The organism is Planktomarina temperata RCA23, assembly GCF_000738435.1.
GTDB lineage: Bacteria > Pseudomonadota > Alphaproteobacteria > Rhodobacterales > Rhodobacteraceae > Planktomarina > Planktomarina temperata.
Genome location: NZ_CP003984.1, coordinates 2,289,037 through 2,305,494, shown reverse-complemented (window position 1 = coordinate 2,305,494; position 16,458 = coordinate 2,289,037). Strand labels below are relative to the sequence as shown.

Sequence of the window (16,458 nt, the reverse complement as noted above, 5' to 3'; positions counted from 1 at the left end):
GATCAGTGATCACAGACGCGCTTCAATCGCGTCCCAAATCAACCCAGCCACATTTGTCCCATCGAAGCGTTGCAATTCTTGCAGGCCCGTGGGGGAGGTGACGTTGATTTCAGTCAGATAATCGCCGATCACGTCGATCCCGACAAAAATCTGGCCGTGCTCGCGCAGTAAGGGCCCAATGGCGGCACAAATTTCGAGGTCCCGCTCGGTTAGGCCGATTTTTTCGGGCCGGCCGCCAACATGCATGTTTGAGCGGGTCTCGCCGGCCGCGGGGACGCGGTTGATCGCACCCACCGCCTCACCATCCACCAAAATGACCCTCTTGTCGCCATTGCTGACGGCGGGCAGGAATTTTTGGATGATCAGAGGCTCGGAATTTATCCCGGTGAAGAGCTCATGCAATGAGGCGATGTTGCGATCGTCTGGAGTGAGACGAAACACGCCGGCGCCACCGTTTCCATAAAGCGGTTTGACAATCACATCACCATGTTGCGCGCGGAACGCTTTGAGCGTGTCCAAGTCTCGTGCAATTGTGGTCGGAGGGATCAGCTCCGGAAATTGTAACATCAGGAGCTTTTCAGGGTAATTGCGCACCCAAAACGGATCATTCACGACCAAAGTATCTGATTTCAAAAGGTCCAACAAATGCGTGGTTGTGATGTATCCCATGTCGAAAGGCGGATCCTGGCGCAACCAAACCACGTCAAACGCGTGAAGATCCAAATGCTCTAGCGGGCCAAGATCCACATGGTTGCCGTGCTCGCGCCGAAGTCGCATTTTTTGCCCCTTGGCCGTGACTTTGCCATTTTCAAAGGCGAGCCGGTCGGGCGTATGGTAGTAAATCTCGTGGCCGCGCGCCTGGGCTTCCATCGCCAAATGAAAACTGCTGTCTGCATCAATGTTGACCGATTCCATCGGGTCCATTTGAAAAGCGATTTTTTTTGACATGTGAGTCCCTCAGACAAGTTCCCAGATCGGGTTAGAACTCATTAATGACCCACTCGTGGTTTGGCAATTTGTTTCTGTCGCGGCCCTTAGGCAAAACCCTATTGGATCATGGCATTTTCCATCACTTGAATATGGCCTTGCCCATCAACCAAGGCCACATCAAAGCGCATTTCTGTGGCCAAAGAGCGGCCGGTATTTGCAAGATATTCTGTGGCGGCTTGGTAGAGGCGTTTTTGCTGCCTGTGGCTTAGGTTGCGCCGCGCCGCATCATGGCTCCGGCTCTTTTTCACTTCGGTGAAGATCAACCCATCGCCATCGGCAAAAATAAGATCTATTTCGCCCGCGTCGCCGCGCCAGCGATGGGCCAGCACATGGTGCGCGCGCCCAGCATATTCGGCGATCACGGAGTGTTCAGCGGCCAGTCCGGCCAGATGGTTGGTTGTACCTTGCGCAGCTTTGTAAAACATCGCGTTACTCTTCGGTTTGCACAGCCTGTAATTTGAGGGCCAATTGGTAGATATCGCGCCGCGGCAGGCCATAAGCGCCAGCCACAGCGTCTGCTGCATCTTTCACGCGAAGATTTAACATTGCATGAACAAGCGCCGCCTCAAGATCGCTTTTGTCAACTTTGGCCTCTTGTCCCGCGCCAATCAGCACTACAATTTCGCCGCGGGCGGGGGTTTCAGCGTAGAATGCGCGGAGGCTCTCAACTGGCCCGCTTTGGACGTCTTCAAACTTCTTGGTTAATTCGCGGCAGACCGCCACAGGCCGCGCCGTTCCGCCGGTCGTTTCGATATCGGCCAGAAGCGCGGCCAGCCGTTTGGGGGATTCATACAGAACAACGGTTGCGCGCAGAGCCATAAGTTCCGCCAGCTGCTTTTGGCGGGCCACTTGTTGCGGTGCCAAAAAACCGGCGAAGTGAAATTGATCCGTCGGCAGGCCGGCCACAGTCAGAGCGGCGATACAGGCCGCAGGTCCCGGCGCCGATAGGATGGTTAACCCCTCGCGCCGGGCATCGGCGACCAGTTGATAGCCGGGATCGGCGATCAACGGCGTGCCGGCTTCTGAAACATAGGCAACGGACTTACCCTCCACGACATGCTGGAGCAGTTTCTGGCGGTCCTTGGCCTGGCTGTGATCGTGATAGGCAATGATTCGCCGCCCGGCCAAGGGCACGCCATGAATGTCCAGCAATTTTCGGGCTGTCCGGGTATCTTCGGCGGCCAATACATCCGCAGAGGCTAAAATATCAAGCGCGCGCAGCGTAATATCGCGCGCTGAGCCTAAAGGTGTTGCCACAAGGTATAAGCCGGGCTCCAACTTAATCAAATTATGATTCACCTCTGGACCCCTTTGCGGATTGCAATAAACTGCACTTAACACAGGTCTACCAATCTCTGAAGGGCGCTTTGACTATGAATTTTCTAATCCCATCAATGTCGCATCTTCGCGGCGCGGCTGTATTGGCGCTCTGTGCTTCGATGCTTCTGTCGGCTTGTGTTGCGCCCTCTGGCGGGCCAATGTCAGGCGGTGGCCTCCGGCTTGATGGCAGCAAGACGGTGCAGGTCGCGGTTCTCTTGCCGCTCACAGCGACGAATGAGCGGGTGCAGGAATTGGCGCTTTTTGCAGAGCAAGCGGCGCGCATGGCCATGGCGGATCTTAAAGGCCGGGTTGAAATGCAGATGCAAGTCTATGACACGGCCGGGCTTGAGCCGCAGGCGGCCGAAATGGCTCAGCTTGCGGTACAAGAAGGCGCGCAGGTGATTGTCGGTCCGCTTTTTGCGGGCGCAGCCAATGCGGCGGGTCTGGCGGTTGCCGGCAGCGGCGTGAGTGTTTTGTCCCTATCGAATAATGTCGAGATTGCCGGTGGCAATGTCTATGTCTTGGGTCATACGTTTCAGAACACGGCCGAGCATTTGGCTGCTTATGCATATGAGCAAGGAAAAACACGGGCGCTTTTGGTACATGCCAACACGGTGCCGGGGCAGGCTGGGCGCGATGCCCTCGAGCGGGCCTTGGAAGAGCAAGGCAGTTTCGTGGCCGGTGTAGAGGGGTATGAATTTACGCAACAGGACTTGGTGGATGCGATGAGCCGAGTGGCTGAACGCAATGAAGTCATAGACGCCGATATCGTGTTTCTAACCGCCGATTATGACGGCGGGTTGCCTTTGATCGCGCAATTGCTGCCAGAGGCGGGAGTGGATCCGCAGCTGGTGCAATATGCCGGTTTGGCGCAGTGGGACGCTTTGCCCTCCGCCTTTCATTTACCGGCTATTCAGGGGGGATGGTTCGCCATGCCAAGCCCTGTGCGCAGCGAACAATTCAATGCGCGCTTTCAAACCGTCTATGGCCGCGCGCCGCATCCATTGGCGGCCATTGCCTATGATGGCGTGGCGGCAGTGGGCGCCTCAGTGGCCACGGGCAACCGAGATGCTTTGAACCGGCGGGGATTGACCTTAAGCAGCGGTTTTCAGGGCGCGGCAGGCATTTTCCGCTTGCGCGATGATGGCACGGTTGAACGCGGCTTGGCGGTGGCCACCATTGAAGGCAATAAAGTCGTTGTGTTGTCGCCAGCTCCGGGCAGCTTTTCCAATATCGGATTTTAGGCTTGGAACTGTCCAAGCTTCGCGCGCCCTCGGATCTCATTGTCGAGGCGTCTGACATCTTTGATCGCGAGGATGTTGCCGCCCAGATTGACCGCGCGGTGGCAGATCTCAGTGATGCGGCGGCGATCCGCGGGGCTGTGGTGGGCATTCTGCGCCAGAGCCGTGCTGCAGGGCTGGAGCGGATTTCGGCGGCCTTCAAGGCGGCGCCTTTCGCGTCGCAGGCCGCGACGATGAGCTATTGCTATTTGACCGATTGTGCGGTGGCGGCAGCCTATGATGCGGCACTGCGCTATATGCATCCCCGGCAAGTTGCGACCACCTCTGAGCAATTGGCGATTGTGGCTGTGGGGGGCTATGGTCGGGGCGGCATGGCGCCATTCTCAGATGTCGATTTGCTCTTCGTTATCCCCTATAAGATGACCGCTTGGGCCGAAAGTGTGATTGAAAGTTTGCTCTATGTGCTTTGGGATCTGCGCCTTAAAGTGGGTCATGCCAGCCGCACGATCCGGGATTGTCTGCGCCTGGCCCGGGAAGACTACACTATTCGCACATCTTTGGTTGAGATGCGGTTCTTACTTGGTGACCAAGAGGTGTTCCAGCAGCTTCAAACCCAGCTTCGAGAAAAGCTCTTTAAAGATACCGCAGGCGAATTTACCGAAGCCAAGCTTGCGGAACGGGATGCGCGCCATCTCAAGCAGGGCGGCCAGCGCTATATGGTGGAGCCGAATGTCAAAGAGGGCAAGGGCGGGCTGCGCGATCTGCAATCACTTTATTGGATCGAAAAATACATCAACGGGGTATTTCATGCCGAGCAATTGGTTGAAGCCGGCGTGTTCAGCGCCGAGGAATTCGCCACATTTGAGGCCGCGCAGAATTTTCTTTGGGCGGTGCGTTGTCATCTTCATTTGATTGCCAATCGCGCGATGGACCAGTTGACCTTTGAGTTGCAGGTCGAGGTTGCCGAGGCGATGGGCTATCGCGACCGCGGCGGGCGGCGCGCGGTGGAGCATTTCATGCAGGCCTATTTTCGCCATGCGACAAAAGTGGGGGAATTGACTCGCATTTTCCTGACCGCTCTTGAGGCTGCGCAGGTGAAGAAGGAGCCTGTTTTGCTGCGTGTGTTGCGCCGAAAGCCAAAGTTGAAGCCGGGTTTTTCTGTGTTGCAAAACCGGCTGGCCATTGCCGATCCGGATGCGTTCTTACAAGATAAAATGAACCTGCTTCGGGTTTTTGAAGAGGCTATGCGCACGGGCCTTTTGATCCATCCGAATGCCATGCGGCTTTTGTCGGCGAACCTGCATTTGATAGATGGATCAATGCGCAAGTCGGATGAGGCTATTCGTATCTTTATCGACATTCTGCTGAAACATGGCAATCCTGAGCGGGGATTGCGCCGCATGAATGAGCTGGGCGTTTTGGCGGCATTTATTCCGGATTTTGAACCGATTGTCGCGATGATGCAGTTCAACATGTATCACTCCTACACGGTTGATGAGCACACCATTCAAACGATCAGCCATCTGGCTGCGATTGAGCGTGGGGAATTGATAGAGGAGCTGCCGGTCGCCAGCGGAATATTGGCCGAGGGTCTGAACCGAAAAGTGCTCTATGTGGCCCTTCTGCTGCATGATATTGGCAAGGGGCGGCCCGAAGATCATTCGGTGCTCGGTGCGAAAATCGCCCGTGAAGTTGCGCCGCGTTTGGGGCTCAAGCCGCGTGAGGTGGAGACGGTCGAGTGGCTCGTCCGGCATCATCTTTTGATGTCCGATATGGCGCAAAAACGTGATATTGCAGATCCGCGCACGGTGCGTGATTTCGCCAAGGCGGTGCAATCGGTTAAGCGCCTGGATCTTCTGACGGTTTTAACCGTCTGTGACATTTCAGGTGTGGGCCCCGGGGTGTGGAACAACTGGAAAGCCGTGCTGATCCGAGCGTTGTACCGGCAAACGAAAAAGGCTCTGGAGACCGGGCTGGAAGATCTCAACCGAGAAAACCGCGGCACCGAGGCGAAGAAAAACCTGCGTAAGGCGCTGCCCGATTGGTCCAAAGCGGCGCTGCGGCATGAGACGAACCGCCATTACCCGCCTTATTGGCAAGGTCTGCATGTCACGGCGCATCAAATTTTTGCCCGGCTGCTTCTGGATATTCCAGAAGACGAAATCCGTATGGATTTGCAGCCCGATGAAGATCGCGACGCAACGCGAATTTGCTTTGCGATGGGGGATCACCCGGGGGTGTTTAGCCGGATTTGTGGCGCTTTGGCCTTGAGCGGGGCGAATGTGGTCGACGCGCGCACCTTCACCAGCAAAGACGGCTACGCCACCGCGGTTTTTTGGGTGCAGGATGCGGAAGGTCACCCCTATGAGGACCTGCGACTTGGACGGTTGGAAAAGATGATTAACGAGACCTTGCAAGGCACGCTTGTGGCCCGTGAGGCCATCCAATCGCGTGATAAAATCAAGAAACGTGAGCGGGCGTTTCAAGTGCCCACCTCGATCAGTTTCGACAATGAAGGCTCTGAAATATACACAATCATTGAGGTTGATACACGCGACCGCCTCGGACTGCTTTATGACCTGACCCGCACGCTGGCCGCGGCCAATGTGAATATTTCCAGCGCGGTGATTGCCACCTATGGTGAACAGGTGGTCGATACATTCTACGTCAAAGACATGTTCGGGCTGAAGCTGCATTCCAAGGCCAAGCGGGACAGTTTGGAGCAAAAACTGCGGGATGCTTTGAAGCAAGGCGCGACGAGGGCGCTATCATGACGATGATGCGGGGGGTCTTTACGGTCGGGTTTTGGACCTTGGTGTCGCGTGTCATGGGGTTTTTGCGCGATGTTTTGATTGCGGGCGCTCTTGGGGCCTCTCCGGTGGCAGAGGCGTTTTTCCTGGCCTTTTCTCTGCCCAATCTGTTTCGTAGGTTTTTCGCCGAAGGGGCGTTTAATATCGCCTTCGTACCGATGTTTTCAAAGAAGCTGGCCTCGGGTGATGGGCCGCTGGAGTTTGCTCGGGACGCGTTCTCGATGTTGGCACTTGTGCTTATCGTGCTGAACGCGCTTGCGATGCTGGCAATGCCCTATTTGGTTTGGGCCATGGCAAGCGGTTTTGTCGGCGATGCACGCTTTGATCTAACTGTGGTGTTTGGCCGAATTGCCTTTCCCTACATTCTTTTCATCTCGCTCGCCGCCTTGATTTCGGGTGTGCTCAATTCAGCGGGGCGGTTTGTGGCAGCTGCGGCTGCGCCTGTTTTACTGAATATTTGCTTTATTTTGGCGCTGTTTGCGGCGCAGTGGTTGGGCTGGGATATCGGTTTAACCCTGGCGTGGAGCGTGCCTTTGGCGGGGATTGCGCAACTGGCCGTGCTCTGGGTTGCGGCGCTCCGGGCGGGGTTTCGGCTGTTGCCGCGCTGGCCGAAAATGACGCCCGAGCTCAAGCGTTTGGCGATGATCGCAGCCCCTGCCGCGCTGGCCGGCGGGGTTGTGCAGGTCAACTTGCTGGTGGGTCGGCAGATTGCCAGTTATTTTGAAGGAGCCAATGCCTGGCTCTATTATGCTGATCGGTTGTATCAGCTGCCACTGGGTGTGGTGGGGGTTGCCATTGGCATTGTGCTCCTGCCGGATCTGTCACGGAGGTTGCGTATTGGCGATGAGGCGGGCGGGCAAGAGGCCTTCAACCGCGCAGCCGAGCTGTCTTTGCTTTTGACCATTCCTTGCACGGTGGCCTTGGTTGTGATCCCTTCGGCATTGGTCTCGGTATTGTTCGAGCGAGGGGCATTTGTGGCCAGTGATACCCAAGCCACAGCCCTGGCCACTGCGATTTACGGATTGGGCTTGCCGGCCTTTGTGTTGCAAAAGCTCTATCAGCCGGTGTTTTTCGCCCGGGAAGACACAAGGTCGCCATTTAACTTTGCCCTTGTTGCATTGGTGGTTAATGCCGTGGTGGCAATCGGCTTGAGCCGATATATCGGGTTTACGGCGGCAGCCTATGGGGCAACTTGTGCCGGCTGGGCCATGCTGGTTTGCCTGTGGTGGGGGGCGCGGCGTTTTGGTGCGGCGGCAAGCTGGGATGCGCAGTTGCGCAAAAGGTCGTTCCGCATTCTTTTGGCCAGCCTGGTGATGGGCGCAGTGGTTTGGATCACGGCCCGCGCTTTGGAACCCGTCTTGCAAATGGCCGGTCTACGGCTGCTGGGTCTGGCAGTGATTTTAGGGGTGGCGGGGCTCAGCTACGCGCTGGCCGGTCGCCTACTTGGGGCCTTTAGCCTTGCGCAATTGCGGCAAATGATCCGCCGGGCGGACTGATTGGCAATGGATCAATGACGCCGAAACTTCGCCACCAGGCTGGCAAGCCCGCCCGGCTGGATCAACGCGGCGGAGATAAAGCCCGCCACGGCGGCACATAGCTCCGCCACCCAAAGCGTCTGCCCGCTGCTGAACAAGGAAAAGCTGATGTTGATTGCCATCAAAAGCCCGAGCATGCGAAAGGCGCGCAATTGGTGGCTGAGCAGGCCCTCCGCACGGCTAAATAGCACGAAGCTAAAGCCGCCGATCAACCCATAGGCCGGCGGGTGGCCGCCAAAGAGCGGATATGTGCTTGAGGTGAACTGGGCGTATCCAAGGGCGGCGCATACCGAAGAGATGCCGAAAATCGCGAACACAGCCGTGTTGCCCAGGATCTCGCCCACGAATTTTCCCAGGGCCAAAATCAATACCGAGGCCAAAATGGACTGCATAACGGCGTCATGAACGAAGGGATAGGTGAGCATGCGCCAAAATAATTCGGGCTGCCAAATACCAGCCGATACGGCCCGTTCAAACCCCTCAGGGAGGAAGGCAAATTGCCTTATGAGGCCGATGCGGGCATCAAATTGACCCCAAAGCTGCGCCTCGGCGCCGGCGATATAGGCCTCGCCGATGACCACCGCCAAAAACAGGACAATCACCGCGGGCGGTAGGGGATTGACGGCGGGGGGAGGGGAGTCGGACATGCTGTGCTTCCTTGACGGCTTCGACCTTGCTCATTATGCGATGTGAAGACTGAATTCTAGAGCCGAGGCCCTCATGACCGAAAAGTTTATTCCGCGCGTATTTTCAGGAATCCAACCCTCAGGTGGGCTGACTTTGGGCAATTACTTGGGCGCGATGAAGCGATTTGTGGATATGCAAGAGAATGGCGGATTTGAAACTGTCTATTGCATGGTTGATTTGCATGCGATCACAGTCTGGCAAGATCCAGCGGACCTGCGCCGCAACACGCGCGAGCTCTGCGCCGGCTTCATAGCCGCTGGCATTAATCCTGAAAAATCAATCTTGTTCAATCAAAGCCAGGTACCAGAACATGCGCAGCTGGGCTGGATTTTCAACTGCGTGGCGCGCATGGGCTGGATGAAGCGCATGACACAGTGGAAAGACAAGGCGGGCAAGAATAGTGAGAATGCCTCGCTTGGTCTTTTTGGCTACCCGGCTTTGATGGCGGCGGATATATTGATCTACCACGCCACCCATGTTCCCGTGGGCGAAGATCAAAAGCAGCATCTCGAGCTGACACGCGATATTGCGACGAAGTTTAACAATGATTTTGGTGTGGATTTCTTCCCAATTCCCGAACCGGTGATTGAGGGGGCGGCGACGCGGGTTATGAGCCTGCGCGATGGGACAAAGAAAATGTCCAAGTCTGATCCCAGCGATATGAGCCGTTTGAATATGACCGATGATGCGGATGCTTTGGCCAAGAAAATCAAAAAGGCGAAAACCGATGCCGAAGCATTGCCGGAAACGCTCGAGGGGTTGGACGGCCGGCCAGAGGCGCGCAACTTGGTAAATATCTACGCTGCGCTGAATGAGATGACACCGCAGGCGGTGATTGATGAATTTGCCGGGCAGCAATTTGGCGCATTCAAACCAAAGCTTGCAGATTTGGCCGTCTCAAAGCTGGCGCCGATCTCCGGCGAAATGTCGCGCCTGATGCAAGAACCCGATGAGATTGACCGTATTTTGGCCCGCGGCGCTGAACGTGGCCGGGCTTTGGCCGCTCCGATCTTGCAACAAACCTACGATATCGTCGGGATGTTGCGCTAGGGCTCTGAATTTGCGCCCTGGTGTGTGCCCGCGGGGTTCGGGGCTTTGGGCTGCAAACCGCCTGGGGCAATAGGTTAAATATTTTATAGCTGTCGCAATTTGGCGTTGCGGGCGGGCGCGGCTCCGGGCATGATGCGGATCGAATGGAGGCCTGTGATGCGTAAATTTATGGTTGTGCTGGACAATTCCACCGAATGTTTGAACGCGATGCGCTTTGCGGCCATGCGGGCGCAAAACACCGGTGCGCGGGTGGAAATTCTCGCGGTGATTCCACCTGAGGAGTTCAATCATTGGATCGGTGTCGGAGAAATTATGCGCGAAGAGGCCCGAGCGCGGATTGAGGCGCATTACGAGGTCTTTGCCAAGTGGATGCGCGAGAAACACGGGGTTGATCCCGAGCTGGTGATTCGCGAGGGCGAGATCGTGCCGGAAATTTTGTCGCAAATTCGCGATGATGACGAGGTGGATATCCTAGTGTTGGGCGCGGCGACAGATCGGAAAGGGCCAGGGCCCTTGGTAACCCAATTGTCAAAATCTTCCGGCAGTTTGGACGTGCCGATTGTGATTGTGCCGGGGTCTTTAAGCAAAGAACAATTAGAAGCTTTGAGCTAGTGTAGCCCATAGTTAGAATAATTCTAAAAACTTGACATTGAACGGTCCGCAGCACATATTTGCGGCACGATAACCGGAAGGCAGCTTCATGTTCATTCAAACCGAGAGTACCCCAAACCCTGCAACGCTCAAATTTTTGCCTGGGCAATCTGTCATGGACATGGGCACGGCGGATTTCCCATCGGCCGAGAGCGCCTCTGCCAGCCCCTTGGCGCAGCGATTGTTTGCAGTTGCCGGCACGACGGGCGTGTTTTTGGGCTCTGATTTTGTCACGGTGACCAAAACGGATGACATGGAGTGGGATCATATCAAGCCGGCTTTGTTGGGTGCGATTATGGAGCATTTCCAATCTGGCGCGCCTATGCTGACAGACGGTCAATCTGGCGCAGTCGCGCAGGGCGATTATGATGCCGCCGATGAATCCATTGTGGTGCAGATCAAAGAGCTTTTGGACACACGCGTGCGCCCGGCGGTGGCGCAAGATGGCGGCGATATCACCTTTCACGGTTTTGATCGGGGCATCGTTTACCTGCATATGAAAGGCGCTTGTGCCGGTTGCCCCTCGTCCACTCTGACGCTGAAAATGGGCATAGAGAATTTGCTGCGCCATTATATCCCGGAAGTGGTCGAAGTGCGCCCTGTTGCCGCCTAACACGCCTGTTTTGGCCGCAGATCTCGCGCGGATTCACCGCTCTGCCTTTGTCAATGCGCGCCCGTGGTCCGCAGATGAGTTTCAACATCTTATGGCGCAGCCCGGCGTGCATGTGCGGGCGGTTCCAGGCTGTTTTGCGATGGGACGTTTGGTGCTTGATGAGCTTGAAATCCTTACTGTTGCCTGCGCCGTAGAGGCGCAAAGGCGGGGTTTGGCGCGGCAAGTGATGCTGTCGCTTTGTGAGGCGTCGGCAGTTTTGGGCGCGCGCTCCGTGTTTTTGGAAGTGGCCGCGGACAATGTGCCGGCCCTTGGGCTCTATAAAAGCTTAGAATTTGAGCAGGTTGGCCGCCGATCAGGCTATTATCAGCGGCGCGACGGCACGCAATGCGACGCGCTGATCCTTCGTAAATCACTGACTTAAATTGTTTTATATTTGAACTCCTCGGGGAGCTTTCAGGTTTCAACTGTGATTTTCTTAATAAAAGGATAAATTTATATTGACGCTCCCTTGGCAGAACGGGCTTATTTGGTCATGATCGAAGGATCTGCTTGCTTTTGACCCGTAGGATTCTGTCTGCTGGGTTGTCGCTATTTATGGGAGACTCTTATGAGCTTTATGAAAACTATTCTTGGCAGCGCTGCTGCTGTGGCTTTGAGCGCCACTGCTGCATTGGCTGACCCTGCTATCATCTTTGATCTTGGCGGTAAATTTGACAAATCTTTCAACGAGGCCGCGTTCCAGGGCGCGCAGCGCTGGGCGGATGAAACCGGCGGATCGTTCCGCGAGATTGAGCTGCAAAATGAGGCCCAGCGCGAGCAAGCCTTGCGGCGCTTTGCGGAAGCTGGCTCTAATCCGATCGTCATGGCTGGCTTTGCCTTCGCCGATGCGCTGGGTAAAGTCGCGCCAGATTATCCGGACACAAAGTTTGCGGTGATTGATGTGAACTGGTTGAGCATGCCCAACGTGCGCGGCATTGGATTTAACGAGCATGAAGGCTCCTACCTTGTCGGTATGCTGGCCGCACAGGCTTCTAAAACGGGCACTGTCGGCTTTGTTGGTGGCATGGATATCCCACTGATCCGTCGCTTTGGCTGCGGCTTTGCGCAGGGCGTGAAGGCGGTTAATGCCGATGCAACAATCATTGCCAATATGACCGGCACAACCCCGGCCGCTTGGAATGATCCGGTAAAAGGCTCTGAGCTGACCAAAGCGCAGATCAGCCAAGGTGCGGATGTGGTCTTTGCTGCGGCTGGTGGTACCGGCGTTGGCGTTTTGCAAACCGCGGCGGATGAGGGCATTTTGTCCATCGGTGTAGACAGCAATCAAAACTACATGCACCCCGGCAAGGTTCTGACCTCCATGCTGAAGCGCGTGGACAATGCGGTTTACGAAGCCTTCAGCCAAGGCGATGCGCTGGAAACAGGCAATTTCCAAATGGGCGTGGCCAATGGTGGCGTCGGCTACGCTCTGGATGAGTTCAACGCATCTTTGGTGTCTGCAGATATGCAAAGCGCTGTAGAGGCGGCGGCGGCGGCCATCACTGCGGGCTCATTGTCCGTGCATGACTATACCTCCGACGAAACCTGCCCAGCCTTGTCCTTCTAAAGGACCTGCGAACAGGCCAAGATTGAGAGGCCGCGCCATTGAGTTGGCGCGGCCTTTGTTGACAAAGGGATTTTGATGAGCCAGCCAGCGATTGAATTACAGGGCATTTCCAAGGCCTTTGGGCCTGTGCAGGCCAATAAAGACATCTCAATCCGTGTCATGCCTGGAACCATTCATGGTATTATCGGCGAGAATGGTGCTGGCAAATCAACCCTTATGTCGATCCTTTACGGGTTTTACAAAGCAGACGCGGGCGAGATTTTTATCTCAGGCAAGAAAACGGCGATCCCGGACAGCCAAGCTGCGATTTCTGCCGGGATCGGCATGGTGTTCCAACATTTTAAACTGGTTGAGAATTTCACCGTTCTTGAAAATATCGTCCTTGGTGCGGAAAGCGGAGCCTTCTTAGCGCCCTCCCTGCGCAAGGCGCGGGCGGAATTGGCGGAATTGGCTGCGGAATATGAGCTGAACGTAGACCCAGATGCGGTGATTGAGGAGATTGGCGTGGGTATGCAGCAGCGGGTTGAGATCCTCAAAGCGCTGTACCGCCGGGCCAATATATTGATCCTCGATGAACCCACCGGCGTATTGACCCCAACGGAAGCCGATCAGCTGTTTCGTATTTTGGGGCGGCTGCGCGAAGAGGGCAAAACCATCATTCTCATCACCCATAAGCTGCGGGAGATTATGGATATCACCGATACGGTGAGCGTGATGCGGCGCGGTGAGATGACGGCGACGGTGAAGACCTCACAAACAAGCCCTGAAAATTTGGCGGAACTGATGGTTGGGCGGAAGGTTTTGCTGCGGGTGGATAAAACGCCAGCGCAGCCCAAACATCAAGTGCTGGAGATCAGCGGTCTGAATGTGGTGGATGATGCTGGGGTCGCGCGGCTGAAGGATGTGAGCCTCTCACTGTGTGCCGGTGAAATTCTGGGCATCGCCGGGGTGGCGGGCAATGGGCAGTCTGAATTGCTGGAAGTTTTGGGTGGCTATCAAACCGCCACAGGTTCGGTGAAAGTCAACGGTGCCGCCTTGGATTTGACAGGCGCAGACAGTGACGGGCAATCCCGGCGGGCCAATGGCATCGCCCATGTGCCCGAGGATCGTCAGCGCGAAGGTCTGATCATGGACTTTATGGCCTGGGAAAATGCTGTTTTTGGCTACCATCGTGACCCGGCGCATCAGGCCAATCGGTTTTTTATGGACAATGCGGCGATTAAGGCGGAAACTGCCGCGAAAATGCAGCGCTTCGATGTGCGCCCGCACAATCCCAATTTGACAGCCCAGAATTTCTCTGGCGGCAATCAACAAAAAATTGTTCTTGCGCGTGAGATTGAGCGCAACCCGGATTTGCTTTTGATCGGACAACCCACACGCGGCGTCGACATCGGTGCGATTGAGTTTATCCATCAACAAATTGTTGCGCTGCGCGATCAGGGCAAGGCGATCTTGCTGGTGTCTGTGGAGCTGGATGAAATTCTCTCGCTCTCTGACCGCATTGCGGTGATGTTTGATGGCCAGATCATGGGTGAACGTGATCCGGCAGATACCAATGAAAAAGAGCTTGGCCTTTTAATGGCCGGTGTGACAGGGGAGGCCTCGGCGTGAGTTTGAACCGACAGGCCGTGCAAAACTGTGGAGCGCAATTATGGGTGTAATGCCAAAATGGGCGGATGTGGTTCTTGTCCCTCTGATTTCGCTGATCATCGCGGCGCTTCTGTCGGCGTTACTGATCCTGGCGATCGGTGAAAGCCCAGTCGCCGCGCTTAAGCTCATGATTGAGGGCACGTTGCTGCGATCTTCGGGCTGGGGCTATATGCTCTATTATACCACCAATTTCATCTTCACGGGGCTTGCGGTCTCCGTGGCTTTTCATGCCGCGATGGGCGGGCTTGGTGTGGCGCTGGTGTGTCTGTTCATCCCATGGCCCCATTGGAGCTTTGCCATCATCGGGGCTTCGCTTGGTGCGGCCTTCTTCGGTATGATTTGGGCGGGACTTCCGGCCTATCTGCAGGCCAAACGCGGCAGCCACATTGTTATCACAACAATCATGTTCAATTTCATTGCAGCCGGGGTTTTGAACTTTTTCTTGGTCGGCGCGTTAAAGCCGAAGGGCAGCATGGACCCGGCCACAGCAAACTTTCCAGCCGCCACCCATTTGCCAACCTTTGAGGATATGGCGGGGCTTTTGGGCTTCGAAAAAATGTTTCGCGCCGCCCCTGCGAATGTCAGTTTTTTCCTTGCGCTGGTGGCCTGTGTGTTGGTTTGGTTTTTGATTTGGCGCACGCCTTTGGGCTATGAAATTCGCGCGATGGGTAAATCAGAACCGGCGGCGCGCTATGCGGGCATTGGATCGGTGAAAATCATTATGGTGGCCATGATGATCTCGGGCGCTTTGTCCGGCATGATGGCCATCAACACAACACAGGGCGAAAGTGAGCGGTTGATTTTGAACTTCACCGAAGGGGCCGGCTTTATCGGAATCGCCGTGGCCTTGATGGGGCGCAGTCACCCGCTTGGGGTGTTTCTCGCGGCATTGCTATTCGGCTTTTTGTACCAAGGCGGCGCGGAATTGGCGCTGTGGACAAAAATTCCGCGCGAGTTGATCGTGGTGATCCAGGCCTTGGTGATCTTGTTCACCGGCGCCTTGACCTTAATGGTGCGCCGCCCACTTGAGCGCTTGTTTTTAAGCCTGCGGCGGGGGGGATAGAACAATGGATTTTCTCACGCTCTTGCAAGTGTTAGACAGCTCCCTGCGTTTGGCCACGCCATTGCTTTTGGCCTGTCTGGCCGGATTGTTTTCGGAGCGCGCTGGGATTTTTGACATTGGTCTTGAAGGGAAAATGCTGGCGGCGGCCTTTCTGTCGGCGGCGATTGCCGCGACAACCGGATCTGTCTGGTTGGGACTCTTGGCTGGGGTTGGTGCCTCGCTCTTGCTCTCGGCCATTCATGGCCTGGCCTCTATCACCCTACGCGGCGATCAGATCATTTCTGGTGTCGCGATTAACTTTTTGGCTGCAGGACTAACGGTGGTGATTTCGCAAGATTGGTTTGGCCAAGGCGGGCGCACACCGCCGCTCCTTTCTGGAGGACGTTTTGAACCTCTCAACCTGCCGGGCGCTGTGCCGGCGAAAGAGATTTCAGAGGCCGGACCTGTCATGCAGCTTTATTCGGAGCTTCTCTCGGGGCATTCCTTGCTGGTCTATGTGGCGCTATTGATGGTGCCTTTGACGTGGTTTGTGTTGTACAAAACCCGCTTTGGCTTGCGCTTGCGGGCTGTCGGGGAAAACCCGGCTGCTGTGGACACGGCGGGGATTTCTGTTGTGGGCCTGCGTTACGCCGCTGTCGGTATTTGCGGCGTTTTATGTGGCATTGCCGGAGCCTATATGGCCACGGCGCTGCAAGCTGGTTTCGTGAAAGATATGTCCGCCGGCCGCGGGTTCATTGCCTTGGCTGCTTTGATCTTCGCCAAATGGCGGCCTTGGTATGCGCTTGGCGCGTGTTTGTTGTTTGGATTTTTCTTTGCCGTGGACAACCGTTTCCAAAACATTCTCCTGCCCGCTTGGGCGATGAGTGGGGTGCTTTTTGCGCTTGGGCTGGGCCTTTTCGCCTATGTGCGCCACAAAACCTTGCTCGATCGCATCGTTTTGGGTGGTTTGGGCTTGGGGCTTGCGCTTGTGGCGGCCTTGATCACCCTGAGCAGCTGGAGCGCAGGACTGGGCAGTATGATCAAGATCCCCGTGGTTTTCATCCAATCTCTGCCCTATGTGCTGACCGTCGTGGTCCTTGCAGGCTTCGTCGGCAAAGCCATTCCGCCCCGGTCGGGCGGGGTGGCCTACGTCAAAGAGAAATAAGGCCAAATTTCAGATGATGATAAGGCCACACGGGCGTTTTTAGCGCAGATTTCACGCCGAGCCTCTCCACCCCCTTGCCCGAGACCAGCGTTAGGGCT

At 55.9% G+C, this 16,458-nt stretch carries 15 protein-coding genes; 11 read left to right on the top strand and 4 right to left on the bottom strand.

Annotated elements, in window-relative coordinates; all coding sequences use genetic code 11:
• Positions 1 to 9 precede the first annotated feature (9 nt).
• The 3 genes from gshB to rsmI all read right to left on the bottom strand — a co-directional run bounded on the left by gshB (position 10) and on the right by rsmI (position 2,289).
• Complete coding sequence (gshB, locus tag RCA23_RS10985; protein ID WP_044050359.1) at positions 10 to 948, bottom strand: glutathione synthase; 939 nt, start codon at positions 946 to 948, stop codon at positions 10 to 12.
• 98 nt (positions 949 to 1,046) lie between these two features.
• Entirely contained in the window at positions 1,047 to 1,415 is a 369-nt protein-coding gene (locus RCA23_RS10980) for a YraN family protein (protein WP_044050358.1), read from the bottom strand.
• Between the two features lie 4 nt (positions 1,416 to 1,419).
• Positions 1,420 to 2,289 (bottom strand): 16S rRNA (cytidine(1402)-2'-O)-methyltransferase, encoded by an 870-nt coding sequence (gene rsmI, locus RCA23_RS10975; protein WP_044050357.1) that lies wholly within the window; start codon positions 2,287 to 2,289, stop codon positions 1,420 to 1,422.
• Between the two features lie 74 nt (positions 2,290 to 2,363).
• Here rsmI and RCA23_RS10970 point away from each other — a divergent pair, with 74 nt between their 5' ends.
• From RCA23_RS10970 to murJ, 3 genes are read left to right on the top strand one after another with little or no spacing between them, the layout of a single operon-like run.
• Positions 2,364 to 3,554: a penicillin-binding protein activator gene (locus tag RCA23_RS10970; RefSeq protein WP_044050356.1), complete on the top strand. Its 1,191-nt coding sequence runs from the start codon at positions 2,364 to 2,366 to the stop codon at positions 3,552 to 3,554.
• A gap of 2 nt (positions 3,555 to 3,556) precedes the next feature.
• The gene (locus RCA23_RS10965; RefSeq protein WP_236631351.1) at positions 3,557 to 6,325 is read left to right on the top strand and encodes a [protein-PII] uridylyltransferase; all 2,769 of its coding nucleotides are present in this window, start codon (positions 3,557 to 3,559) and stop codon (positions 6,323 to 6,325) included.
• Positions 6,322 to 7,857 (top strand): murein biosynthesis integral membrane protein MurJ, encoded by a 1,536-nt coding sequence (gene murJ / locus RCA23_RS10960; RefSeq protein WP_044050354.1) that lies wholly within the window; start codon positions 6,322 to 6,324, stop codon positions 7,855 to 7,857. The genes RCA23_RS10965 and murJ overlap by 4 nt, the downstream gene beginning before the upstream one ends.
• A gap of 11 nt (positions 7,858 to 7,868) precedes the next feature.
• Here the strand turns inward: murJ and RCA23_RS10955 are convergent, their stop codons facing one another.
• Entirely contained in the window at positions 7,869 to 8,543 is a 675-nt protein-coding gene (locus tag RCA23_RS10955) for a rhomboid family intramembrane serine protease (protein WP_044050353.1), read from the bottom strand.
• Between the two features lie 73 nt (positions 8,544 to 8,616).
• Between RCA23_RS10955 and trpS the strand changes: the two genes are divergently transcribed.
• The 8 genes from trpS (at position 8,617) to RCA23_RS10915 (ending at position 16,360) form a co-directional block, all read left to right on the top strand.
• Positions 8,617 to 9,633, top strand: coding sequence for a tryptophan--tRNA ligase (gene trpS / locus RCA23_RS10950; protein WP_044050352.1), 1,017 nt, complete (start codon positions 8,617 to 8,619; stop codon positions 9,631 to 9,633).
• A 156-nt stretch (positions 9,634 to 9,789) separates the two neighbouring features.
• Entirely contained in the window at positions 9,790 to 10,245 is a 456-nt protein-coding gene (locus tag RCA23_RS10945; RefSeq protein WP_044050351.1) for a universal stress protein, read from the top strand.
• A gap of 88 nt (positions 10,246 to 10,333) precedes the next feature.
• A complete protein-coding gene (locus tag RCA23_RS10940; RefSeq protein WP_044050350.1) occupies positions 10,334 to 10,897 on the top strand; it encodes a NifU family protein in 564 nt (187 codons plus the stop codon).
• Positions 10,887 to 11,318 carry a GNAT family N-acetyltransferase gene (locus tag RCA23_RS10935; protein WP_169701396.1) on the top strand — a complete coding sequence of 144 codons (432 nt, stop codon included), beginning with the start codon at positions 10,887 to 10,889 and terminating at the stop codon, positions 11,316 to 11,318. Before RCA23_RS10940 ends, RCA23_RS10935 begins: the two co-directional genes overlap by 11 nt.
• A gap of 186 nt (positions 11,319 to 11,504) precedes the next feature.
• Positions 11,505 to 12,503, top strand: a complete 999-nt coding sequence (locus RCA23_RS10930; RefSeq protein ID WP_044050348.1) for a BMP family lipoprotein — start codon at positions 11,505 to 11,507, stop codon at positions 12,501 to 12,503.
• A 75-nt stretch (positions 12,504 to 12,578) separates the two neighbouring features.
• Entirely contained in the window at positions 12,579 to 14,114 is a 1,536-nt protein-coding gene (locus RCA23_RS10925) for an ABC transporter ATP-binding protein (protein ID WP_044050347.1), read from the top strand.
• Positions 14,115 to 14,154: 40 nt separating this feature from the next.
• Complete coding sequence (locus tag RCA23_RS10920; RefSeq protein WP_044050346.1) at positions 14,155 to 15,216, top strand: ABC transporter permease; 1,062 nt, start codon at positions 14,155 to 14,157, stop codon at positions 15,214 to 15,216.
• Between the two features lie 4 nt (positions 15,217 to 15,220).
• Positions 15,221 to 16,360: an ABC transporter permease gene (locus RCA23_RS10915; protein ID WP_044050345.1), complete on the top strand. Its 1,140-nt coding sequence runs from the start codon at positions 15,221 to 15,223 to the stop codon at positions 16,358 to 16,360.
• Positions 16,361 to 16,458 lie beyond the last annotated feature (98 nt).

Coding starts and splice junctions, on each gene's coding strand:
- gshB (WP_044050359.1), bottom strand. CDS start 948: ATGTCAAAAAAAATCGCTTTTCAAATGGACCCGATGGAATCGGTCAAC.
- RCA23_RS10980 (WP_044050358.1), bottom strand. CDS start 1,415: ATGTTTTACAAAGCTGCGCAAGGTACAACCAACCATCTGGCCGGACTG.
- RCA23_RS10970 (WP_044050356.1), top strand. CDS start 2,364: ATGAATTTTCTAATCCCATCAATGTCGCATCTTCGCGGCGCGGCTGTA.
- murJ (WP_044050354.1), top strand. CDS start 6,322: ATGACGATGATGCGGGGGGTCTTTACGGTCGGGTTTTGGACCTTGGTG.
- RCA23_RS10955 (WP_044050353.1), bottom strand. CDS start 8,543: ATGTCCGACTCCCCTCCCCCCGCCGTCAATCCCCTACCGCCCGCGGTG.
- trpS (WP_044050352.1), top strand. CDS start 8,617: ATGACCGAAAAGTTTATTCCGCGCGTATTTTCAGGAATCCAACCCTCA.
- RCA23_RS10945 (WP_044050351.1), top strand. CDS start 9,790: ATGCGTAAATTTATGGTTGTGCTGGACAATTCCACCGAATGTTTGAAC.
- RCA23_RS10940 (WP_044050350.1), top strand. CDS start 10,334: ATGTTCATTCAAACCGAGAGTACCCCAAACCCTGCAACGCTCAAATTT.
- RCA23_RS10930 (WP_044050348.1), top strand. CDS start 11,505: ATGAGCTTTATGAAAACTATTCTTGGCAGCGCTGCTGCTGTGGCTTTG.
- RCA23_RS10925 (WP_044050347.1), top strand. CDS start 12,579: ATGAGCCAGCCAGCGATTGAATTACAGGGCATTTCCAAGGCCTTTGGG.
- RCA23_RS10920 (WP_044050346.1), top strand. CDS start 14,155: ATGGGTGTAATGCCAAAATGGGCGGATGTGGTTCTTGTCCCTCTGATT.
- RCA23_RS10915 (WP_044050345.1), top strand. CDS start 15,221: ATGGATTTTCTCACGCTCTTGCAAGTGTTAGACAGCTCCCTGCGTTTG.